The organism is Ruminococcus sp. D54t1_190329_F1 (genome assembly GCF_015551645.1).
GTDB classification, from domain to species: Bacteria; Bacillota; Clostridia; order Lachnospirales; family Lachnospiraceae; genus Blautia_A; species Blautia_A faecis.
In genome coordinates this window covers 172,443-196,729 of the sequence record NZ_JADNDC010000001.1, presented here as the reverse complement: position 1 = coordinate 196,729, position 24,287 = coordinate 172,443, and the positions used below count along the sequence as shown (strand labels likewise).

Genomic DNA, 24,287 nt, shown 5'->3' with positions numbered 1-24,287 from the left:
CAGAATGCTGTCCGTCCATTGTCGCGTATTATTTACTATATCATAATCACATCTAAATTAAAAGGCTTAAATTTATAAAAAATGTTAATAAAAGAACATTATGACGTTGAAAGTGTGTTTTGCCAAATCTTCAGATTTTATTCAGCTACGCCTTCTTCTCCTTCTTCTACGATTTCCAGATCATCAAGCGTGTCATCTTCTTTGGATTCCTCTTCATCATACTCTTCTGGTGTATATGGAGTTTCTGTCACGTTTGCCTTTTCCAGAAGAAGCTCTGTTACCTTGCTCTCATAAAGGGCATTTACAAGCGTTTCCCGTGTATAAAGAGTCTCAAAATCAGCAGGACTCTCGCCATAGTAGTCAGCATACTCATTCACATAATTCACGTATTCATCTTCTGTTACCTCAATATTATTGGCTTCGGCATATGCACTGATGAAGAGGCGGCGGTTTACAAGATTTTTGGCTTCTTCTGCAATATCATCCTCTGTAACCCCGAACATATCCAGTACATCATTTACATCTCCGTCTTCCTCTACAAACATGGAATAACCGGAGAGTGCCTCTTCCCTGCATGCCTCAAACAGGTCGTCCGGATATTCTCCCGTAAACTCTGTACGTGCCAGGCAGGCAGAAATCAGATCTTCTGTCTCATCATAAGTACTCTGTTCCTCATAGGACTGCTCCAGATATTCTTTTACAGAAGCCTCATATTCTTCCTTCGTGTCATACCCGGTATAATTCTTCACATAATCCTCATCATATTCCGGAGTATTGGAAGCTGTAACATCTGTTATCTCCACTGAAAAGTCAACGGTTTTTCCCTGCCAGTCTTCCTGCCAGGTATCATCTCCGTACGTGATGCTGAAATCCAGTTTATCTCCAGTGGAAACACCTGTCAGCTTCTGGTCAAATTCTGCACCAAATTCTTCCTGTCCCAAGGTGATAAAAGTCTCTTCCGGCTCAGCAGCTTCCTCACCCTCCACAGTGGCAGTAAGATTCATATATACAATATTTCCGTCCTCGGAAGGTGCATTGGTAGACTGCTCATCGCTGGCATCTGCCAGCTCTTCCTGGATCTCATCCTGTACCATATCGTCTGTGATCTCATAGGTATACCTGGTAACCTCTACACCATCATAATCTCCAAGAGTCACATAATCAGAAGCATTCTGAACCAGATATTCAGAAGGAGTAATGGGATCAAGAGCTGCTTCTTCCTCTGCATCATCTGCATCGATCACTTCATTATTCTCTACATCCTGTGAAAATTCAGGATCCAGTTCTTCTCCATCTTCATCCGGATCAGCAGCTGTCAGATCATCCTCTGCTGTGCTCTCCTGGGTAGTATTGTCCGTGTTTTTCTGCTGAGAAGCATTATCTCCACAGCCTGCAAGTACTGTCATAGCTGCCAGCGCAGCAAGAACATATCTTTTTTTCATATTTTTATTCCTTTCTGATAACTGTATAGCTAAGAGCCAGCTATCCTTTCTATATGTTTCACATGTTATTTAAAAATAATATAACATTTTCGAAATATTTTGTAAACTTTCTTTTCCTATGGACACTTATTTTTCACAAATCGTATTGCCGTCTGAAGAATAAAAAATCCTCTGCATGCTGCACCATACAGCATAAGCAGAGGATTCTGAAATTTCAATATTCTATCAAACCAATCCCTGTTATCTTTCCTCTCGGAAGTAGGAAAGTCCCAGACTTTCCGGAGGCTGATTTTCTTTTTTCTTTCGGAAGCTTACTACAACCAGAACGATAATGGTAACCACATAAGGAACCATCTGGATCAGGTCTGTGACATAGCTTGCAACCTTGATTCCAAGAATACTTGGAAGGAACTGATACAGCCAGTAGAGCATACCGAAAAGATACGCGCCCCAGATACAGTTCAGAGGTTTCCATGTGGTAAATATAACCAGTGCAACTGCCAGCCAGCCAAGAGCCTCGATCTGTCCCGTTGTCGCCCAGATGCCCTGATTATAATCCAGAACGTAATATAATCCGCCGATTCCGGAAAGACCGGCACCAATACAGGTTGCCAGATATTTATATTTGGTTACATTGATTCCGGCTGCGTCTGCAGTTCCCGGATTTTCACCTACAGCCCGAAGATTCAAACCTACTCTTGTTTTGTTCAGCACGTAATGCAGCACAACAGCAATGATGATTGCCGCATATACCAGAAAACCATAGGCAAAAACAGTTTTACTTACAATTCCCAGCTTACTGGACAGGAGTGGAATCTTCTTTGAAAAAGAAGCGTATGCCAGCGGTGCTGCAGTGTAGCTTGCACCATTTAAAATAAATACACCAAAGAAATTAGCAACGCCCATACCGAATGTGGTAAGTGCAAGACCGGTTACATTCTGGTTTGCACGAAGGGTAATGGTAAGGAAGCTGAAAATCAGCCCTCCCAGCATGGAGGCTGCAATTGCTGCCACAAGCGCCAGGATCACACATATCCAACCCTTTGGATCTGCTGAATTTTTCTCGTAAAAATAGGAGCTGGCGAAGCCAGCAAAGCCGCCAAGATACATAATTCCCGGAACACCAAGATTCAGGTTTCCGGATTTCTCAGTGGTAATCTCACCCATGGAACCAAACATGATAATTGTTCCAAATGGAATTGCCCTGATGATCCACGCAATCAGATTACTCATTTAGTGCACCTCCTTTTTGGAACCACGGAAAATCATTTTATAGTTGATGAAGAATTCACTTCCAAGGATAAAGAACAGAATCACGCCTTCAATAATACTTGCTGCATAATCGTTCAGGCTGTATGCAGAAGCAATCTCTGCTGCACCTTTGGAAAGGAAGATCAGCAGGAAGGAGATCAGAGCCATATAAAACGTATTAAACTTTGCAAGCCATGCTACAATAATGGCGGTAAATCCGTTTCCACCTGCAGATGTGGTGGAAATGGTCTGGTCTCTTCCTGCTACGATCAGGAAACCAACCAGACCGCAGATAGCACCGGAAATGATCATGGTACGGATGGTTACCCATTTAACATTAATTCCGGCATATCTTGCTGTGTTCTCAGATTCTCCTACTACGGTAATCTCATAGCCCTGTTTAGAATATTTCAGATAGAAGAACATTACAAACATGAGAATCATTACAATGAGAATGTTAATATTATATCTCTGTCCCATAAACTGCGGGAACCATCCAACCTGTGTAGACATGTTCAGCTTACCAAGGCTGGAAGCCTTTCCTCGAAGGATATTGGTCATGCATGCAACAATACTGGTTGCCACATAATTCATCATAAGGGTAAAAAGTGTCTCATTTGTATTCCAGTACGCCTTGAATACTGCCGGAATAAAGCCCCAGAGACCTCCGGCAATCACGCTGGTAAGGAACATCACCAGAAAAAGCACCGGGGTAGGAAGGCTGGCACCACATTTTACCATAACCATAGCTGTGGCAAGGCCTCCCATCAGCACCTGTCCCTCTGCGCCAATGTTCCAGAAGCGCATTTTAAACGCAGGAGCAAGGGCAATACCAATGCAGAGAAGGGTTACCAGATCTCGCATTGCCCAGGAAAAACGGATGCTTGTCATAAAAGTACCATTTAACATAACACCATATACAGATAATGGATTCAGGCCTGTTACACTATAAATAAAAATCGCGTCTACTACAAGCGCCAGAATAATGGCAGCCGCACGAACCCATACCTTGTACCCGAAGCTACTTCTGTCACGCTTAATAATTCGGATCAAGGGTTCTTTAGTTTTTGTGTCACTCATTTATTTTCCCTCCTTCCGAAGATTTGTCATAAGAAGTCCAACTTCTTCTTTCGTAGTCGTTCTGGCATCCAGAATACCATTCTCTTTACCGCCGCAAAGTACCAGAATACGGTCACACAGATCAATGAGAACGTCCAGATCCTCACCTACATAGACTACGGCAACCCCCTCTTTCTTCTCTTCATCCAGAAGATTATAGATGGTATAAGAGGTATTGATATCAAGGCCTCGCACTGCATAGGCAGTCATCAGTACAGTAGGTGCTTCTGCAATCTCACGGCCTACCAGAACCTTCTGTACATTTCCTCCGGAAAGGCGGGATACCGGAGTATTCAGGCTTGGAGTCACAACTTCAAGCTCTTCCTTAACCTTCTCTGCCATTTTCTTCGGGGTACGCATATCTGTAAGCGGGGATGCACCCTTTCCATAGCTTTTCAGAAGCATATTTCCGGTCATACCCATAGAACCTACAAGGCCCATTCCCAGACGGTCTTCCGGCACAAATGCAAGGTGAACACCTGCATCACGGATTTTCTTCGGTGTTTTTCCAACCAACTGAAGGGGCTGATTTTCTTTTCCTCTTTCGTAAAACTCAATACTGCTGCCCTGGCCTGTAATCTGAAGTCCTGCAATGGCTTCCAGAAGCTCTTTCTGTCCATTTCCGGAAATTCCGGCAATTCCCAGGATTTCACCTCCATAAACGTCAAAGCTTACATCATCCAGCACCTTAATGTCCTCCCGGTTATAGACGGTCAGATGGGAAACAGAAAGTCGTTTCACCGGATTTACAGGTGCGGAACGGGCAATATTCAGTTCCACCTTCTTGCCTACCATCATCTCTGTGAGAGAATTTTCAGTGGCCTCGCAGGTATCTACGGTACCTATGTACTCTCCTTTTCTCAGAATGGCAACGCGGTCGGAAATCTCCAGAACCTCGTGAAGCTTATGGGTAATAATGATAACGGATTTATTATCTGCCTTCATATTTCGGATAACCTCAAACAGACGGGCTGTCTCCTGAGGTGTCAGTACTGCTGTCGGCTCATCCAGGATCAGAATGTTTGCACCTCTGTAAAGAACCTTTACAATTTCCAGAGTCTGTTTCTGGGATACGCTCATCTCGTAAACCTTCTGATTCAGGTCCAGATCAAAGTGGTACCTGTCACAGATAGCCTGTGCTTTTTTACGAACCTCTTTCAGATCAAATTTCTGTTTTTTATCAAGACCAAGCGCAATATTCTCAGTGGCACTGAATACGTCGATCAGTTTAAAGTGCTGGTGAATCATACCGATTCCCAGATCGTAGGCATCTTTTGGAGAGCGGATTTCCACTTTCCTGCCGTCTATCATGATCTCGCCGGAATCTGGAAAATAAATACCGGAGATCATATTCATAAGAGTGGTCTTGCCACTTCCATTTTCTCCCAGAAGGGAGAGAATCTCACCTTTTTTTACGTCAAGGTTGACATTTTTGTTGGCAACAACTTTTCCAAATGTTTTGGTAACATTTTTTAATTGAATGGCATATTCCAAAGTGTTGTGCCTCCCTTCCCGTTTTATAATCAAGGCAAAACAAGCTCTTCTGGTTTTGAGCTTCTGGTTTTGCCTATCTTTGAAGCGTTCGCCAAAATCCCACATCCGCGTGGATTTTAACTTTCCCGCTTACGAAACAAAAGGGAAGCCTTTTTACAGCTCCCCTTTTGGATTTCATGTAATTCGATAACTGTTCAGGTTTCTTCCCAGCTACCTGCTCCGCGATGCACAGAAATCATGCTTCGCAGGATTTCGCATTACTGCTTATTCAACAGCGTCTGCGTCCTCTGTGATTCCATCAATACGAAGTGTAAAGTATGGAGCGCTTCTGAATGTGGACTCTGCAAAGTGTCCATCCTCGATAGCCTCAACAGTCTCGCCCTGATATACAACAGTTGCAGGATCAGTTGTGTAATCCATGAAGGAAAGGTCAACCGGTGCAGAAGTAACTTCCTCGCCGCCTACAGTAAATGTAGAGGTATCAAACACCTGAAGAGAACCGTCTTTCAGTTTGCTCTCGATATCAGCAACATAGTCTGCAGTTCCTTCTGCACAGGACTCACCAAGTTCTGTGATTCCTACTGCATCGTCATTATATCCTGCGGACCAGTCCTGCTCAAGGTCACCACCGCCCATTACGGTTGCAATTGCATGTTTGTAGTATACTGCCCAGTTATTGGTAGCAGAGGTAAGTGCTGCTGTAGGAGCAGTCTCAAGCATATCAATATTGTAGCCTACAGAGTAGCAGATCTTGCCATCATCGTGAAGCTTCTGTGTAGCTGCAGGAGCACCTGTAGAGTCTGCATGCTGTCCGATGATCACACAGCCGTTTGCAATAAGTGCCTCAGCTGCTGCACCCTCTTTGTCAATATCGAACCAGGAGTTTGTGTACTTAACTTCCATTACAGCGTTCGGAACAACGCTCTTAATACCAAGGTAGAATGCAGTATAACCAGAAACAACCTCAGCGTAGCTGAATGCTCCAACATAGCCAACCTTTACATTACCGTCTGCATCAAAGCTGTCTGGCTGTGTCTCTGTAGTAAGAGTACCATCCTCAAGAATCTCTTTCAGCTTCAGACCAGCTACAACACCGGATACATAGCGGGATTCATAGATGTTGGTGAATGCATTCTTGAAATTCTCGCATCCGCTGATTGCTGCAAAATCACCTGTCATGGAAACGAATGTTACATCCGGGTATTCCTGAGCAGCCTGTACCAGATAAGTCTGATGTCCATAGCTGTTACCGATTACTAGGGAGCATCCCTGTCCAACAAGGTCGATTGCTGCATCGTAGCAGCTGGAGTCTTCCGGAACTTTGTATTTCCAGATGATCTGGCTGTCGTCAAGGCCCAGCTCTTTAGCTGCTTCCTTAACACCGGCGATATGAGCTGCAGAATATCCTTCTGTCTCATCACCTACAAGAATAACTCCCATCTTGAAGTTCGGATCAGCTTCAACGCTGTCCTCGTCAGCGGCATAAACAACAGAAGCGAAGGCGGTCATTGTAAGCACCATCACTGCTGCAAGAAGAAGGCTGACTACTTTTCTACACATTTTTTTCATTTTACTTCCTCCTTGATATTTTTATTTGCCTGAGACTTTCCCCCTCTATGTAAGAAAAATCTTAAACGTTACAGTTATTTTATTTTTTTTCTAATTAAATGTCAACCATTTATATATAATTCAAAAAATATTTTTGAACAAATGATAATTTTTTTGTAAAAATATTTTTACGCGTTCTTCATAATCTTACTTTATCATTTTTCTTATTAGCCACGCGGAAAGCTCTTGGCGTTACCCCATATCTTTCCTTGAATACACGGTGAAAATAACTGTTGTTCTCATATCCCACTGCTGCAATGATATCGCTGATGGGAAGGTCTGTATCACACATCAGTTCCACAGCCTTGCTAAGACGTTTCCGCTGAAGCAGCTCCTTAAAATTAAAGCCTGTTGTTTTTTTTATCATTTTGCTTAATACATGCATGGGAAGGTGAAGCATATCGCATAGCTCAGTCAAGGTGGCCGTGCGGTATTTCTGCTCAATATAATCCAGAGTCGTCATGGATATCATGTTCTCGTACTGATTTGGAAGGCGCATTTCCACATACTGTACAGAGTCCATAAGGTAAAGAAAAATAAGTCCCATGGTAGTCTGATTGATTTTATTCTGGTTGCCCCTTCCTGTTACAAGGGAATAAATAATATTTTCCAGAAGATTCTGGATCTGCAGCACCTCAGATACCTTAAAATGAAGATATTCTCCCTGCTGGTTATCCCGGCGCAGTACATTCACCAGAAAATCTGCCAGAACATTATTATTTCCTGCCATTGAATATGCCACATCAAAAAACTCCGGCAATACCATAAAATTTATGGCAATGTCACTCCTGCCAGCTGCAAGAATCTCATGATGGGTAAACTGATTCAGAAAAAGCAGTTCCCCTTTTCGCACAATAACCTGTTTGCCATCTATAATATTCGTAAGAGTTCCCTCGCATACGTAGAGTACTTCCACATAATTATGGCGGTGAAGGGGAAAATGAACAAACCTGGTATGGGTGCGGATTGCGATCAGCTTTCCTTCCTCCAGCATCTTATTGCTGTCAATGGTAAAATCGCTTCCAGACGTGTAAAGATCCCTGTCCACTTCTGCGTCTCCGTTCAGGATCCTTCTCTCTTCTTCTGTAATTTCACGAAGCTGCTCCAAGAGTTCTCTCTGCACTGCACATACCTCCTGCTGCATGATTTCTGTCTTTCTAATTATATACACAAAAAGAAGTTAGTGTCAAAACCTCTTTTCACACTAACTTCTTCCGCTATTTTTAATCTCTATTTTTTCTTTTTCAGGACCCTGGTTGCCAGCGGCTGCATAATCTCATCCGCTGCGCCGTAGATCACTTCATATTCTGCTGGAACCGGAACTGCCTTGGTTTCTCTTGCATAGTTCTGGATAAACAGATATTCATTTTCCTGATTTTCACGTAAGGTGACAGAAACCTCTGCCGGTACGAATCCCAGCGGTGCCTGAATGCCAGCTTCCTTTGCTGCCTTTCCGTAGAAATCACTGTAGAAAGCCTGTTCCATATCTGCGCCAACGTAATATACGTGACCTTTTCCATATGCTTTATGTGTCACTACAGGAGCTCCCGCATAGAAGTCATCGCCATAGCGCATAAGCACTTCTGCGTCAGAAACCTTTACCAGCTCACAAAGGTTCTTGCAAGTGTAGGTGCCGCTGATTTCCAGATGATTGCCCGGTTCTGAAATTCCATGGTTCTCTTCCCAGTCATAAAGAGCATCGATCTCCGTAGTACGAAGACCGGCTGCCTCCATAAGCCCGTATGGTGTTCCTCCAAGGAAGCACTTGTCTGTACCATCCACAAGGCCGGTCCAGTAAGTGATCACCAGGGTTCCGCCATTTTCTGCATATGCTCTTAATCTTTCTTCGTAACCATCTTTGAACATATAAGCCATTGGCGCTGCCACGATCTTATAGCTGGAAAGCTCATGCTCCATAGAGATCACATCCACATTCAGTCCCTGTTCCCGCAGGGCGCGGTACTGCTTCTGTACCGCTTCTGTGTAGAACATGTTCTCATTCCGCGGTCCCTGTGCATCCTGGATTGCCCAGTTATTTTCTCTGTCATAAAGGACTGCTGCCGGAGACTTCATCTGGCTGCCGCAGACTTCCTTCAGTGCCTCCAGAGCCTCTCCAACCTCTGTCACTTCTTTAAACACGCGGGTATCCTCTCCGCCATAGTGGTCGATCACTGCGCCGTGGAATTTTTCAGAAGCCCCCTGGCTCTGATGCAGCTGGAAGTATAAAACGCTGTCGGAGCCGTGAGCTACTGCCTGAAGAGAGGCAGCCAGCATCATTCCCGGCTTTTTCAGCTTATTGATGGGCTTCCAGTTTGTGGCAGATGGGCAGGACTCCATGAGAAGAAATGGCTGATTCTTAATGCTCCTCATCAGATCATGCTGCATACCTGCATCAATGGCAGTGAAAAATTCCTCTTTCTTATGCCAGCTTGGATAGTTGTCCCAGGATACCACATCCAGAACATCGCGGAACTTCTTGTAATCAAGACCGTTGTAATCATACATCAGATTGGCTGTTACCGGCAGTTCAGAACCACCTTCACGGATTGCAGCAACCTCTCCTTTGATAAAATCAATGGTGCGGTCTGTAACGAACCGATTCCAGTCAAGCTTCAAGGCATGAAGCTCGTTCTCCCCCTTTGGGGAAGGGGCTTCAATCTGATCGAAGCTATTGTAAATATGGCTCCAGAATGTGGTGCACCAGCTGGAATTCAGCTTCTCAATGGTTCCATATTTTTCTTTCAGCCATTCCCGGAATTTCTGCTGACAAAGAGGGCAATAGCATTCTCCGCCAAACTCATTGGAAATGTGCCACAGAATCACACCAGGATGACTGCCCAGTCTCTGGGAAAGCAGCTTGTCCATATCGTGAACTTTCTGACGATATACCGGAGATGTATAGCAATGATTATGTCTGCCTCCGAAAAATCTTCTGGTGCGGTCCGGATCCATGCGAAGGACCTCCGGATACTTATCGGCCATCCACTTTGGCCTTGCGCCTGACGGTGTTGCCAGGATCGTGGAAATTCCCTCTTTATATAAGTTGTCAATAATCTCTTCCAGCCAGCCCAGATTGTACTTTCCTTCTTCTGGTTCCAGTACTGCCCAGGAAAAGATTCCTACAGATACTGTATTAATATGGGCTTTTTTGAAATATTCAATGTCTTTTTTCAGAATGTCCGGGCGGTCAAGCCACTGCTCCGGGTTGTAGTCACCACCATGCAGCATACGGCCATATTCTATTTTTCTTGCCATCTCAATCTCCTTTTTGTTGCCATGATAAGAATATTTTTGTTACTGGTCACGGAGTGAACAGTAATGTATTTTTTCTCAAACTCCCTTAAATACAAATGAAAATTCCATCGGCTTACTTGTATCCAGCAGGTATTCTTCCTGGGTTCTTGCTCCCCAGCTGTCGTCTCCGGCAATTCCCATCTGGCCTTTTGCTACGCGCACTACTGTATAATGAATCTGGGGCAGCTCATATGGATGCATTGCATTTTCCATCTCATGAGGTGTGTATGGCAGGGCAGAGAACATCATCGGGCCGTTTTCTTTATCCATCTCAAAAAGCATTCCTCTGCCTTTCCGGTCTGTGATCTTCGCCCATCTGACCTCTTCCTTGGCACCGCATTCCTGTGGAACCATATATCTTGCCACATTATCTTTTACCATATTATCGTAGATTCCAAGCTTTGCACCTTTCTTACGGTCTGCATAGGTCTCAGCTTCTCCAAGTCCATACCAGGATACATGGTCATAATCTGCATTAAACTTGAAAATCACACCAAATTCCGGCATATCGCCAAGCTCTTTCACTGGATCATAGAAAAGTGTGGTACGAACTCTTCCATCTCCGAAAACTTCATAAGCAAGTGTACACTCAGACGCCGGAATAGTTGGAAGAAAATATGTATAGGATACCTTTACGGAATGCTCTTTTTCCTCTACCTTTGGTACATTTCCAGGTCCATATGCCGCTCCTCGGTAATCCTTATGGTTTACATACATGCTGGCAAGCTTCCACTGTCCATATCGCATTGCCATCAGATTTCCACAGTCATTGTCTGTTGGTGCTCGCCAGAAATTAGGCTTCGGAATTGCCTCGATCATTTCTTTTCCCGCATACTTATAGGAAACAAGACCACCGTTCAATACGGAGAAAAGCACCTCAAATTCCGCTCCGCGCACGCCAATATTATGGGTACTGTGAATTACCTCCAGATGCTCTGTGCAAGGTTTCACAGCTGCTTCCACCTGGTAAACATACTGTCCAAAGGCAACCTCATGACCTGCTTTCGCCCATGGCATATCCTCTTTCAAATGGAAAGAAACAGTTACCGTGTACTCACCTGCTTTCTCCTCCTTCTTAAATGGAAGAGCATATTCCATCTGGCTCAAAGGAGCCACTGCTGTATCCAGTACTTCTGTACGAATTACGTTTCCATCCTTCTGAAGGGTTACTCTGCATTCAAATGTGTCCGTATTTACAAACAGATTCTTGTTGATCACGTTCACTGAATCAGCACTTACCTGTGCGGTAATATTCTGATAATTAAATTTTACTTCCTGCATCTTCGGAGACGCATCACGATTTCCACCATATGCAATACCATTTCCACTGAAATTATAATCAGTAGGACGCTCGCCAAAATCTCCGCCATATGCCTGGAACTCTTTTCCATAACGGTCTTTTTTGTAAATAGACTGATCAATATAATCCCAGATAAAGCCACCCTGATATTTCGGCTCAGTATCTGTCAGATCTGTATATTTGTGCATAGCACCGCAGGAATTTCCCATAGCGTGGGTGTACTCACAGCAGATAAAAGGCTTGGAATCATCTTTTGCAAGAAACTCTTTAATTGCCTCCACAGATGGATACATCTGGCTTTCCATATCACTGGTTTCATTATATCTGCGGTCGTGGCAGACACCTTCATAATGTACCAGACGGGTAGGGTCTGCATTTCTAAAGAGCTGGGACATTTCAAAAATATCCTTACCACCGAAGGACTCATTTCCACAGGACCAGATCAGGATTGCCGGATGGTTCTTATCTCTCTGATACATGGAATTGGCGCGGTCTAACATCATAGACTGCCATTCCGGCTTATCATGGGGAACCACATAAGTATAGTCCTTCGTAAATTCCGCTGTATCCCAGGAGCCGTGACTTTCCAGGTTGGTCTCATCGATCATGTAAATTCCAAACTCATCACAAAGCTGGTAGATCAGAGAAGCATCCGGATAATGACAGGTGCGGATGGCATTGATGTTATTCTGCTTCATGATGGTCAGATCCTTGCGTAGCTCTGCTTCGGATACACATCTTCCTGTTATGGAACTGAATTCATGACGGTTCACACCTTTAAATACAATTCGTTTTCCATTTAAAGTCATAATTCCGTCTTTCATTTCAAATCGGCGGAAACCGACTTTCTGAGGGATCACTTCTTGAAGAATACCATTCTCATCGAAAACCTCCATGATCAAATCGTAGAGCTGGGGATCTTCTGCACTCCAGAGAATCGGATTCTCCACTGTCCAGCTAAATGTATCAGCAACACCTTTCTGAACGGTTCTGCCAGCAGCTTCAGTGGCTGCATCTTTTCCGTTCCGGTCACTTCCTGTACTTGCTGCATTTTCGCCTAAGCTCTTATTTTCCTCCAATATGGTCTGTCCATTTTTTGACAGAGCAATATGCACATTTCCCTTTCCCCAGGTGCTGGTCTTGACTTCAAACCGGGCTTTGTTAAGGCTCTCATCCGGGATTGCGCGGATCTGGAGATCATACACATGCACACCCGGTACTGTATAAAGATAAACCTCCCGGTAAATTCCAGAGAAGCGATAGAAATCCTGGTCCTCGCACCAGCTGCTGGCTGTCCACTTGAACACCTGAGCTGCCAGCTTATTTTCCCCTTCTTTCACATAATCGGTGAGTTCAAATTCTGACGGGGTAAAAGAATCTTCACTATATCCTACAAACTGGCCATTCAGCCAGAGAGCGATTCCACTTTCTGCACCCTGGAAGGAAATAAAAAGACGTTTTCCTTTCATCTGTTCCGGCACTGTGAAATATTTCACATAGCTTGCCACAGGATTGAAATGCTCCGGAATCTCCCCTGGGTGAATATCCTCGTGTCCTTCCCATGGATACTGCACATTGGCATACTGAGGTGCATCGTAGCCCTCCATCTGGATATGGGCCGGCACACGGATGTCATCCCAGTCTTTGCAGGAATAATCTTCTCTCTCGAAGCCTTTTATGGTATTTCCGTAATTGCGGGCATAATGGAATTTCCAGATTCCATTTAAGCTGTGGCGGTAAGAAGTCTCACCTGTGAAAGCCTCTTCCACGTTTGCATAAGTGATATGATCGGAGTGCGCCTCCATTCTTCCGTCTTTAAAATACTCGGGATTCTTAACTAATGAATAATCAAATTCCTTCATATATAATCCTTTCTCGATACTGTTCACTGGTAACAACAGTAACCCTTTCTCTATAAACGTTGCGGGCAATATTTTCCAGATGCCCTGCACTAGAGCGTGTTTGAAAAATCATTCCCGCAATCTGCACGCCCCACTTTGCGGGAGATTTCACCCGAATTCGGTTGCCGTAGCCCGCTACGGTGCCCTCATTCGAGCGAAATCTCCCACAAATTGTGACGCACATCTTGCAGAAAGCCTTTTTCAAACACGTTCTAGTTTTATTATAGTAATATAAACTTTCTATTTCCATGGATTTTTTACAGAACAATATATAAAAATCGTCCATAGATTGCGTATCCATGTTCAGAAAAAAGGGCGCCGCAAATAAATCGCAGCACCCTTAGATTTTCAAACTTATTTCACCGCACCGGTGATACCTTCTGCAAACTGCTTCTGCAGAACGAAGAATACAACCATGGTCGGAATGGAACAGAATAATACGCCGCACATCAGCATACCGTAATCGGTTACATAGCCTGTGATCAGGTTGGCGATCAGCATTGGCATTGTGATGGCTTTGTTATCTGTCATGATTACCTTCGGCCACAGGTATGCATTCCAGGCATTCATAAAGGTAATAACAGCGGCTGCCGCGTAGGTAGATTTCATGGTTGGAATAAACATCTGGAAAAAGATTCTCACTTCGCTTAAGCCGTCAATTCGTGCTGCTTCGATAATATCTACTGGAAAAGCTCTTGCATTCTGTCGGAACATCATGATCATAAACGGTGTGGAAATGATCGGAAGGATAAATCCGATGGATGTATTCAGAAGCTTCGCTTTTGAGAACATCTTAAACAACGGAACCATAGTAGCAACCTGAGGAACCATCATGGCAAGAAGGAGAATAGAAAACAATCTGTCTTTTCCTTTGTCATGATATACTTCGAATCCGTATCCGGCGATAGAACAGATCAGAAGACAGATCACTGTAGTCAGGATTGCATAGAAGAAAGAATTTCCAAGTGCTCTCCAAAGTGGCTGCTGGGATGTCAGGTTCTTAAAGTTCTCCATGAAATAGCTTCCCGGAATAATACGTCCGCGTGATACATCCGTGGAGGTATTTGTAGCTGCTGAAATCATCCAGTACAGCGGGAAAACGGAGAAAAATGATACAATGATCAGAAAAATGTATGTAGGAATCAATCTTCTCTGGATTGCAGATTTGTTTTTCTTAGTCACGAGTATCACCTACTTTCAAGTTGATAAATGCCAGAACCGCTACCATAATAAAGATAATAAAGGACATTGCTGCTGCATATCCGAAGTTCGGCACATTGACAAAACAGGTATTGTAAACATAATGTGACATTGTGATGGTTGAGTTTGCAGGACCACCCTTTGTCAGGTTCATGGACTCATCAAACAGCTGTAAGGTACCGTTGATGGACATGATGAAGGTCATGATAATAGTCGGCTTCAGAAGCGGTACTGTGATCTTCCAGAAGGTTTTCCATCCGTTTGCACCATCGATCTTCGCTGCCTCATAAACAGAATATTCGATGTTCTGAAGTCCTGCCAGATAGAATACCATGTTGTATCCGGTCCATCTCCAAATCAGGGCGATGATAATAACAATCTTCGCACTGGTGGAGTTTCCAAGGAAATTATATCCTGTGGAGAGAATTCCCAGTTTCATCAGAACACTGTTGACCAGACCGTCTGTTGCAAACATGGAACGGAAGATCAAGGAATAGGAAACCAGGGAAGTTGCACATGGAAGAAATACACATGTACGGAAAAAGCCTTTGAACTTCAGGTCTTTGTTGTTCAGAAGCTGTGCAAGCAGAATCGCAAGAATCAGCATGATCGGAACCTGAATGATCAGATACAGGAATGTGTTGCCAATGGACTGCTGGAACACTTTATCTGCAAGGATACGTTTGTAGTTACTGAAGATTGGATCTGCAAAACGCATATTTGCGCCGGCACCTGTCTGCAGGGAAATGATAAATGCCCGGATCATTGGATAAAAGCTCATGATGGCGATCATGATAGAAGCTGGTGCCAGGAATATCCATCCGGCAGCTTTCTGCTTCGTAGCCAGTGTCATACCTTTTTTCTTGGAATTCACAGGAACTCCTCCTTTCAAGCCTATATATACTGCAACTTTTCCATCTAACAGCTGTACCAGTGAGCAAAATATTTTTATGTGACTTTCTTTTGCTCAGCCGTACAACTGTTAGATAGGCGCCTGTATGGAGTAACAGGCATTTTCTTTGAACAGAAAACGGAGGACTACTTAGCAGTCCCCCGCCTCCTAATAATTAATTCCTATTTAATTTTAATCACTGCCCGGAAAGGATTACTCAGTCATCTTGAATGCCAGTGTATCCTGTGCTTCCTGAAGAGCGTCTTCCTTAGCTGTTCCGTTTACGATATTAACAACAGCTGTGTTTACGCACTCTCTTGCCTCATAGTGATATGGAGTCTTTGTGAACTCCGGAATATGAGAAGAGTACTCTACGATTGTTGAGAAAATCGGCTGTCCGCCAAAGAACTCGTTTGGCTCATTGTAAACATCAGACTCACCAGCTGGCAGATAGCAGGAAATAGCACCTGTCTCAGAAAGGATTGCATCATAGAAGTCTGTGCTGGAGCCAAATGTGCTTGCAAGGAAGTCCTCAGCAAGCTCTACATTCTTGCAGTTAGAGGTAATATACCAGGAAGATCCACCGTTGTTTGCATAGTTTGTAGCTGTGTCAACACCGTCAACCTTAGGCATTGTGGTGATTCCCCATAAGCCTTTCTGATCTTCTGTGGACATCAGAGTAGCTGTAATCCAGTTACCATTTACAATACCAGCAGCCTCACCGCTTGTGATGGTTGCAATGTACTCATCCCAGTTGTTTACAAGTTTCACAACGTCGTTCTGAACCAGCTCTGTGTAAAGGTCGATACATTTCTCAGCTGTCTCATTGCCAACGATATAAGCTTCGCCGTCTTCGTTAACGAAGTTCGCACCACAGGACTGGATCATCATCATAAGGGTATCGCCGCCTGTTGCTTCGCTTGTAAGAAGGTATTTGCCGGTCTTCTCGTGAATATCTTTACCGATCTCTTCGAATTTGGACCATGTGATATCTGTAAGGTCATCCAGTGTATATCCTGCTTCTTCAAGGATATCTGTACGGTAGCAGGCGATAACAGCACCGTTATCAAACGGAACACCGTAATGTGTATCATCTACCATAGAATAGGACTGTTTCAGAGCTCCGAAATCATCCCAGTTAACATTCATATCTTTCAGGTCTGTGAAAGCATCTGGATAAGCTTTCAGGAATTTCTGATAGCTGTTATCCTGCATGAGAACGATATCCGGAAGTGTGCTGTAGTCACCAGCGTTAGCTGCTGTAGTAAGCTTGGTCTGGCAGTCATCAGAAGATGTCTCGATGATATCTACTGAAAAGCCTTCATGATCAGCTGCATACTGATCAGCTGCGATCTGCATGGACTTGATATTGAAGTTCTGGTCCCATGCCCATACGGTTAATGTGTTGTCGTTGTCCTCTGCAGATACAACTGTTGCTCCTGCTGCCATGGAAGCTACCATTGCACCTGTAAGTAATACGGTAAGTACTTTTTTCTTCATAGAAATATCCTCCCTTAAAATTGTTTCTCTGTATTTCTTATGAATGTATTATACCATCCGCATATAGGGTGATGTATGCAATACCGCTCATATAATGTGCATTTTCGACCATTATGCTTATTTTTTTCTTTTTCATGTTTCATTCATTTTTTCACAATTTTTCGTCATGTTTACGAAGCATGTGGTTTTTTTTCACTAATGTACACATGTATTATTTGATTTTCTGTACTTTTTCACAAATTTTATATGTATATTTTGTGAACTATTCACATTCTTTTATTTTATTTCTATGCAAAAAAGACTTTCTGAGGATACCTGGTTTTCAGGGTATGGAGCATCTCTTCCGTAAGGTCCAGAAGTAATTTGATCTTACGTCCGTCTTCCTTAATGATCATTGTGTAATAGGGAGTATCTTCTTCATAGGAAGTATAATCATACTTCTTTAAGTGCTCTGTTCCACCGTTCTTTTTGTATTTTGCCACTGAGCCATGCCAGTGAGGGGCTACCACCTCCAGCTGCCGGAGGTCCAGCTCATGGGCTGTCTTACGGTACTTGTTTCCATAAATCACATCTATGGTAAGCTGTTCATTTTCCATTATGTATTCATAATCCCGCTGGCAAAAGGTCCCGTAAATAAAATAAAGACCTGCCAGGCAAAAACCAGCCAGCATAAAGGCCTGGGATATGGTAATTCCCATAACAACAAACACTACGGCAAAAAATACCATGGTCTTTTTTAATACTCCGGAAAGCCTCTTTTTCTTTCTGGTCACCTGTTCTACTATTTTGTAATCGTACATTCTACCATCCCTTCTCTGAATGAATATCAAATTTCAAGAGCTGCTGTTCATAATTTTCCGGGCGTTTCCGCCACTCTGCCGGCGACATTCCCATCAGCTGGCGGAAGTTCCGGTTAAATGTGGAATTGGTTGTAAAGCCACATTTGTAGGCAATATCTGCGATAGACTCATCCGTCTTTTTCAGGATCTCACAGGCAGTCTGAATCCTTACTTTGTTAATATATTCCAGAGGGCTCATGTGCATATAGGAGGTAAACACCCTGCGAAAATGAGTCTCACTGATATGGCAGGCTTTTGCCAGATCACCAATTCGGATATCTTCCATATAACATTGTGAAATATAGTCCACAGCCCTGGAAATCATGTTAGTGATTTTTCCTTTTTCCTCAATATTTTCTTCTGCAGAGGAACGGTTCATTCTTGCCACTTCCGCAAGCAGTGCCAATAATACCCCATTTGCTTCTTCCAGGTAAAACTCATCACTGGCACGCATAATTTCCAGTATCTTGATTATTTTGTTGGAAAGGCTTTTATATTCTGATTCTTTCAGGCAAAGTGCTTTTGAATAAATACGCTGGATCATTTTTTCTGCCCTGAGGGGCGTTCCTGCTGCCACCTGCAGAAAGCCTTCCACATCGATAAACAGATATTCCCATTTGCTGATATTTCCCACATCGCTGGTGGTCGTATGGGGAAAGTTTGGTGGAATAATGGTAAATTCCCGCCCTGCAAAACGTATAGGCGCTTCTCCTAACACCAGCTCTCCTTCGCCACTGTAGCAGAAACCGATCTCCAGATAGTTGTGAAAGTGAAGGTAATCCACATCCCTTCCATAATTCTGCACCCACTTTTCACCAAGAAGTGCCAGAATGGGGATTCCATCCTGCATCTGGTAATAGCGGAATTCCATTTTCATTTTTCGTTTTTTCGCCATGTAGTCTCCTATAACAAAATTAAAAATATAGTTTTTTTATCATACCACACTTTCCTTGTAAAAAGGGAATTTTTCTGCTATTCTCTTTTTAGATAAACGCAAAAAAGGAGGATACTTATGTCCCAAACCCAGATTTTATTATATAATTTTAAAGATGAGGATCGTCTTCGCCAGATCCGTAGATATTTGAACCGGCACAGAATCTCTGTCCGCATGGTACAGCAGCCAGAGTACCTGGAAAGTCTCGGATTTCTCTTCGAGATTCCTGGTTTTTCTAAGAATCCGGTATTTAACCTTGGAAAAAATTTTCAGGAAGAAATGATGGTGCTGAAGGATTTTTCCAGTGAGCAGCTGGATGAATTTCTGGCTTTCTTTAAGGAAAATGGCCTGCTGCCAGTGAACTTAAAAGCTATGCTTACACCGGTTACGGTTCACTGGGATTCTTTGAAGCTGCATGATGAGCTTATGAAAGAACATACGGAGATGCATTCACACAAATAAGCCAAATCAAGATCTGCTTCCTTGTCTGGATGAAGGCGCCGCAGCGGGCTACGGCAACCGAATTCGGGCAAAATGTACCGCAAAGTGTGCGTGCAGATTGCGGGAATAATTTTTCAGACACACTTTAGAGCGTATCTGAAAATCCAGGACGCGAAAGGCCCTGCACTCGGCAGGGCCTTTTCTTTATTAACATCTAATCTTAAACGGTCTGATTAGTACAGTTTAGCCATCTCTTCGATGTTGTCTGGGTTGAACTCAAGCGGAGCGCCAAGAACTACTTCTGTACCACCGTCATCAGCTGCTGTGATTGTGTAGTCACCAAGGTCACCAGCTGTGAAGGTTTCATCAGCAGCACCTGTGATCTCGTCGTTGATCAGAGCGATTGTTGTCAGAGCGGAAAGTTTTCCAAGGCCCTGCATATCCCACAGATAGAAGTATGGGCAGGAATGCTCATCATCAGCACCTGTGTACTCAAGCATCTCAGATGGAAGTCCAAGACCTGTCAGTTTGCAAGCAGATCCGTTGTCCTGAAGGTATTTAGCAGCTGCAGCGATACCAACTGTTGTAGGTGCGCAGATAACTTTCAGATCCGGATATTTCTCAAGAAGAGCTGCTGTCTGGTCTGTGGATTTCTGTGGCTCGTCATCGCCATATGCAACTTCTACAAGCTCAAGCTTGGAATATTTGTCATCCTCTTCCATAATCTTCTTCATAGCATCGATCCATGCGTTCTGGTTTGCAGCCTGAGAAGTAGCGGAAAGAATTGCGAACTGTCCCTCTCCACCTGCGATATCAAGGCAAGCATCAAGAAGAGCCTGTCCTACAGCAACAGTACCAGCCTGGTTGATGAAGATCTGACGGCTGTCTGGGTTTGTAGCAGAGTCGAAGCAGGAGATCTTGATTCCTTCATCCATAGCTTCCTGTAATTTTGCCTGAAGTGCGTTAACATCATTTGCAGAGATGCAAATTGCATCGTAGTCCTGAGAGATCAGGTTGTCAAGAACTTTGATCTGAGCATCTGCTGTAGCTGCCTCTGGGTAAACAGTATCAACTGTAGCTCCCTCTGCTTCAGCTGTCTCTACGAAGGATTTTGCAGCGATTTCGAAGAATGCGTTACCAGCTGATTTACCAACCAGTGCGATTTTCTTTCCGTCAGCGGAACCAGCCATAGCCGGAACTGCGGATCCAAGGATCATTGCTCCACAAAGAAGTGCGCTTACGATTTTTTTGTTCATGTTTTTTTCCTCCCATGGAATAATATAGTTTTTGTATTTGTAACTGCCCCGCCTTCTGCGAAGCAGTTTACAAGCTTTATAAGGTTATATATGAGTTCGTTAAGGATTTTTTATTTTGCTGTTTTTGCTTTTTTCTGAATCTCTTTGATGATGTTCGGAAGTGCAACTGCGCCGATCAGAAGCACACCGATGATCAGCAGGATAACCTGCGGATGAATGTTTCTCTGTCCAAGTCCAACACGAAGGCAGACGATGATAAATGCGGAAATCAGACCGCCTGCGATATTACCTTTACCACCTGTGGAGGAGATTCCTCCGAATACTGCCATTGCAATGGCATCCATCTCAAATCCGTTACCAGTTGTGGTATTTGCACCGAATGAGGAAGACATCAGGAACAGTGCACACAGTCCGGAGATGGTTCCCATCAGAGTGTAGATCACGAAACGGATCTTCTGTACATGGATTCCGGAGTAGTAAGCTGCAAGACGGTTGGTACCGATTGCATATACTCTGCGTCCGAAGGTACATTTTCCAAGGATAACTGCTGCGATGATTCCAAGGATCAGAACCAGGAAAAGAATGTAAGGAACACGTCCTACTTTTCCGCCAAGTGCAGCAAAGCCTTCTGTGTTTGTTACGGAAATACTTCCGCCGCTTCCAAGAACGATCTCTGCAATACCTCTGAAAATGATCTGGGTTGCAAGTGTTACGATCATTGGCGGCAGTTCTTCAAATCTGGTAAGGACAAATGCGTTTACAGCACCGCAAAGGGATCCGACCAGAAGTGTGGCAAGGATTACCACGATGAATGGAGCTCCTGTGTTTGCCACAATACAAGCCATTGTTGCGGAGAGACACACGATAGATCCAACGGAAATATCAATCTCACCAAGTACCAGAATGTATGCCATCGGCAGCATTAAGAAGATTTCTGCCAGATAAACAGGCATCTGACGGAGCAGACTCTTCAGATTATAGAACTCGGAAAAGTTTGCACAGAAAATATTTACTGCAATAAACAGGAGTACCAGAATGCCTTCCCAGCTGAAGATCATCTGTTTCACAGGGCTTTTCGGCACGTTGTTAATACTTCTTCCAGATTTTCCAGCCATGATTACATCTCCCTTCCCTTTAATGCATTTTTGTCAGCTGTACGCTGTAAAACAATGTTTACAACAACTACTACAAGAATGATAACACCCTTGATGGTATTCAGCCACAGCTGATCGAAGAATGGGATCAGCGGAAGTGCTTTTGCGATGGTTGCAAGGATCAGGGATCCAAGAAGAGCACCAAGTACTGTACCACGTCCACCACTCATGCTTACACCACCGATAACGCAGGCTGCGATAACGTCCATCTCACCGCCCTGCTGCATATCAGGCATTGCAGAAGCGTAAATAGAAACCTGAAGGGCTCCGCCAAGACCTGCAAGAAGACCCATGATAGTGTAAACAAGAAGCTTAATATTTTTTACATTAATACCGGAAACTTCAGCTGCGCTCGGGTTACTTCCTACTGCATAGATTCTTCTTCCGATGGTAGTCCATTTCATGAATACGAAGAAGATCACATAGCAAAGGATGATCACCCAGATTACAAGGCTCATTCCCAGGAATTTTGTTGTTGCAAAATTTTTAAATTCACCAAGGGCTGCTGCACTTGCCCACTCACCATTGTGGGAAACCAGATATCCCATTGCACGGTAGATGTACATGAAGCCCATTGTTGCAATGATCGGAGGTACATCTGCTCTGGAGATTACAAGACCTACCAGGAAACCACATGCGATTCCGATTGCCAGCGCGATCACAAATGCCAGGAAAGTACTGGAAATGTGTTCATATTTCAGAAGCATACCAATTGACATACCAGTCAGTGCCAGAGTAGACATGATGGAAATATCAATTCCACCTACCAGCATAACACACAGCATACCAAGTGACATTACCATTGTTACAGCATTGTTTTTCAGCATATCCGTCAGAGACTTGAATGTAAGGAATGACGGGCTGATGATTGTGATTACTACGAAAAGCAAAACCAGGATCACTGCAAGCAGTGCTTCACGGGAACCTGTCAGCTTTTTCATGAAAGATTTCTTTTCCATTATTTAGCTGCCCCCTTTCCGGTTGTACCTTTCTCCATTGCCAGCTCAAGGATCATCTCCTGAGTTGCTTCGCCTCTTCCCAGCTCACCAGTCTTACGTCCGTTGCACATTACAACGATTCGGTCAGACATTCCCAAGATTTCAGGCATTTCAGAGGAAATCAGGATAATTGCGTAACCCTTCTTTGCAAGATCACCCATGATCGCATAAATCTCAGCCTTGGCACCAACGTCAACACCTTTCGTCGGCTCATCCATGATAACAACCTTCATCTCCTGGCTAAGAGCCTTGGCAACTACAACCTTCTGCTGGTTACCACCTGACAGAGAGCTTGCAGGCTGGAAAATATCAACGGCTTTGGTATCAACCTCTTCCAGAAGTCTCTTGGAAAGATCTCTTTCTGTCTTCTCGTCATTGAAGCCTTTTTTTGCATATTTGCTGATAGTTGGAAGTGTTACATTTCTTCCAAGTCCCCAGCTCATGATCAGACCTTCCTTCTGACGATCCTCCGGAAGAAGGATAATTCCTTCCTTCATTGCGTCAGACGGCTGTTTGATATGTACTTCTTTTCCTTCCAGATAAACCTTTCCTTCATCTGGAGTTGTGATTCCACAGACGCTCTCTACAACCTCTGTACGACCTGCACCAACCAGACCTGTAAGACCTACGATCTCGCCAGCGTGTACATTGAAGGAAACATCTTTGAAATATCCGGTGCGGGATAAGTGCTCGATACGAAGCATTTCATCACCGATCTTAACCTCCGGTTTCGGGAACAGATCCTTGATCTCACGGCCAACCATGGCTTTAATCAGGTCTGCATTGGTGATTCCGTCTACATCATAGGTACCAATATACTGAGAGTCACGGAAAACAGTAACTCTGCTTGCCAGGCGGTACATATCCTCAAAACGATGGGAAATGAAGATAATGGAAACACCTTTTTCCTTCAACTGATCTACGATTCTGTAAAGCTCCTCGGATTCTCTCTTTGTAAGAGAAGCGGTAGGCTCATCCAGAATAACGATCTTTGCATTTGTGGACAATGCCTTTGCGATCTCAACCATCTGCTGCTGGGCAACACTTAAGGTTCCCATTTCTGCTGTGGAATCGAAATCTGCATTCAGCTGCTTCAGAAGCTTGTTTGCCTCCTCGTTCATGGCCTTCCACTGGATCATGTGATTCTTCTTGATCTCATGTCCCATAAAAATATTCTCAGCCACTGTTAAATGTGGATAGGATGTGGGGTGCTGGTAAACAGCTGCAATTCCTGCTTCCTGTGCATCCTTCGGACCTTTGAAATCCACTTTTTCTCCAAACAGGTACATTTCGCCTTCTTCTGCTTTATGTACACCGGTAATTACTTTAATGAAGGTAGATTTACCTGCACCGTTTTCGCCCATCAGTGCATGAACTTCGCCAGGCTTTAACTGGAACTGTACATTGTTCAGTGCTTTAACGCCGGGGAAAATTTTCGTAATGCCTTTTAATTCAAGAACATATTCAGACACGGCTTTTTCTCCTCCCTTTCTTGATCTGTTATTATTCTACCACCTGTGCACTTTGTTTGAAAATGGGAAAATATTTTGAAACAGGGTAAAATATTTTCCACTTAATGGGTAAAATTTTCCACCCGGTTTTAAATTTTTCACAAAACTGCGTGCTTTTGGTATCGTATTTTGGATATAATTGTGGTATGATGG

General features: G+C 43.8%; 19 protein-coding genes and 1 pseudogene. 2 read left to right on the top strand and 18 right to left on the bottom strand.

All coding sequences use genetic code 11. The features are described from left to right. Positions 1-137: 137 nt before the first annotated feature. The 9 genes and pseudogenes from I2D69_RS00870 to I2D69_RS20595 all read right to left on the bottom strand — a co-directional run. Entirely contained in the window at positions 138-1,442 is a 1,305-nt protein-coding gene (locus I2D69_RS00870; protein WP_195379228.1) for a hypothetical protein, read from the bottom strand. A 240-nt stretch (positions 1,443-1,682) separates the two neighbouring features. Continuing rightward, positions 1,683-2,675, bottom strand: a complete 993-nt coding sequence (locus I2D69_RS00865; RefSeq protein ID WP_195379227.1) for an ABC transporter permease — start codon at positions 2,673-2,675, stop codon at positions 1,683-1,685. Next, entirely contained in the window at positions 2,676-3,773 is a 1,098-nt protein-coding gene (locus I2D69_RS00860) for an ABC transporter permease (RefSeq protein ID WP_148461205.1), read from the bottom strand. After that, positions 3,774-5,306, bottom strand: a complete 1,533-nt coding sequence (locus I2D69_RS00855; RefSeq protein WP_173770676.1) for an ABC transporter ATP-binding protein — start codon at positions 5,304-5,306, stop codon at positions 3,774-3,776. It lies immediately after the preceding gene. A gap of 264 nt (positions 5,307-5,570) precedes the next feature. Further along, positions 5,571-6,875, bottom strand: a complete 1,305-nt coding sequence (locus tag I2D69_RS00850; RefSeq protein ID WP_118579300.1) for a BMP family ABC transporter substrate-binding protein — start codon at positions 6,873-6,875, stop codon at positions 5,571-5,573. 178 nt (positions 6,876-7,053) lie between these two features. Further along, the gene (locus I2D69_RS00845; protein WP_173773157.1) at positions 7,054-8,037 is read right to left on the bottom strand and encodes an AraC family transcriptional regulator; all 984 of its coding nucleotides are present in this window, start codon (positions 8,035-8,037) and stop codon (positions 7,054-7,056) included. Positions 8,038-8,144: 107 nt separating this feature from the next. Beyond that, positions 8,145-10,169, bottom strand: a complete 2,025-nt coding sequence (locus I2D69_RS00840) for a beta-galactosidase (RefSeq protein ID WP_195379225.1) — start codon at positions 10,167-10,169, stop codon at positions 8,145-8,147. Between the two features lie 75 nt (positions 10,170-10,244). Then, a complete protein-coding gene (locus I2D69_RS00835) occupies positions 10,245-13,370 on the bottom strand; it encodes a glycoside hydrolase family 2 TIM barrel-domain containing protein (protein ID WP_195379224.1) in 3,126 nt (1,041 codons plus the stop codon). After that, positions 13,357-13,554: pseudogene (locus tag I2D69_RS20595) on the bottom strand (DUF6783 domain-containing protein); the annotation flags it as partial. The gene I2D69_RS00835 and the pseudogene I2D69_RS20595, both read right to left, overlap by 14 nt. On the opposite strand from I2D69_RS20595, the gene I2D69_RS20590 reads away from it, so the two are divergent. After that, a complete protein-coding gene (locus I2D69_RS20590; protein ID WP_319017151.1) occupies positions 13,471-13,644 on the top strand; it encodes a DUF6783 domain-containing protein in 174 nt (57 codons plus the stop codon). The pseudogene I2D69_RS20595 and the gene I2D69_RS20590 sit on opposite strands and share 84 nt — an antisense overlap. Positions 13,645-13,763: 119 nt before the next feature. Here the strand turns inward: I2D69_RS20590 and I2D69_RS00830 are convergent, their stop codons facing one another. From I2D69_RS00830 to I2D69_RS00810, 5 genes are all read right to left on the bottom strand, one after another. After that, on the bottom strand, positions 13,764-14,591 hold the full coding sequence (locus I2D69_RS00830) for a carbohydrate ABC transporter permease (RefSeq protein ID WP_173717083.1): 828 nt from the start codon (positions 14,589-14,591) through the stop codon (positions 13,764-13,766). Further along, positions 14,584-15,483 (bottom strand): sugar ABC transporter permease, encoded by a 900-nt coding sequence (locus I2D69_RS00825; RefSeq protein ID WP_148461199.1) that lies wholly within the window; start codon positions 15,481-15,483, stop codon positions 14,584-14,586. Before I2D69_RS00825 ends, I2D69_RS00830 begins: the two co-directional genes overlap by 8 nt. A 231-nt stretch (positions 15,484-15,714) precedes the next feature. After that, positions 15,715-17,001 carry an extracellular solute-binding protein gene (locus tag I2D69_RS00820; RefSeq protein ID WP_148461198.1) on the bottom strand — a complete coding sequence of 429 codons (1,287 nt, stop codon included), beginning with the start codon at positions 16,999-17,001 and terminating at the stop codon, positions 15,715-15,717. 287 nt (positions 17,002-17,288) lie between these two features. Next, entirely contained in the window at positions 17,289-17,801 is a 513-nt protein-coding gene (locus I2D69_RS00815; protein ID WP_148461197.1) for a hypothetical protein, read from the bottom strand. 1 nt (position 17,802) lies between these two features. Then, positions 17,803-18,735: an AraC family transcriptional regulator gene (locus I2D69_RS00810; RefSeq protein WP_195379223.1), complete on the bottom strand. Its 933-nt coding sequence runs from the start codon at positions 18,733-18,735 to the stop codon at positions 17,803-17,805. Between the two features lie 117 nt (positions 18,736-18,852). Between I2D69_RS00810 and I2D69_RS00805 the strand changes: the two genes are divergently transcribed. Then, entirely contained in the window at positions 18,853-19,236 is a 384-nt protein-coding gene (locus I2D69_RS00805) for a DUF3783 domain-containing protein (protein ID WP_195379222.1), read from the top strand. A 212-nt stretch (positions 19,237-19,448) separates the two neighbouring features. On the opposite strand, the gene I2D69_RS00800 is transcribed toward I2D69_RS00805, so the two are convergent. From I2D69_RS00800 to I2D69_RS00785, 4 genes are all read right to left on the bottom strand, one after another. Continuing rightward, positions 19,449-20,471, bottom strand: coding sequence for a substrate-binding domain-containing protein (locus I2D69_RS00800; RefSeq protein WP_195379221.1), 1,023 nt, complete (start codon positions 20,469-20,471; stop codon positions 19,449-19,451). 110 nt (positions 20,472-20,581) lie between these two features. Next, positions 20,582-21,586 carry an ABC transporter permease gene (locus tag I2D69_RS00795; protein ID WP_118577741.1) on the bottom strand — a complete coding sequence of 335 codons (1,005 nt, stop codon included), beginning with the start codon at positions 21,584-21,586 and terminating at the stop codon, positions 20,582-20,584. A 2-nt stretch (positions 21,587-21,588) separates the two neighbouring features. Next, a complete protein-coding gene (locus I2D69_RS00790; protein ID WP_118577742.1) occupies positions 21,589-22,584 on the bottom strand; it encodes an ABC transporter permease in 996 nt (331 codons plus the stop codon). Further along, on the bottom strand, positions 22,584-24,095 hold the full coding sequence (locus I2D69_RS00785) for a sugar ABC transporter ATP-binding protein (protein WP_148461192.1): 1,512 nt from the start codon (positions 24,093-24,095) through the stop codon (positions 22,584-22,586). Before I2D69_RS00785 ends, I2D69_RS00790 begins: the two co-directional genes overlap by 1 nt. Positions 24,096-24,287: the final 192 nt, after the last annotated feature.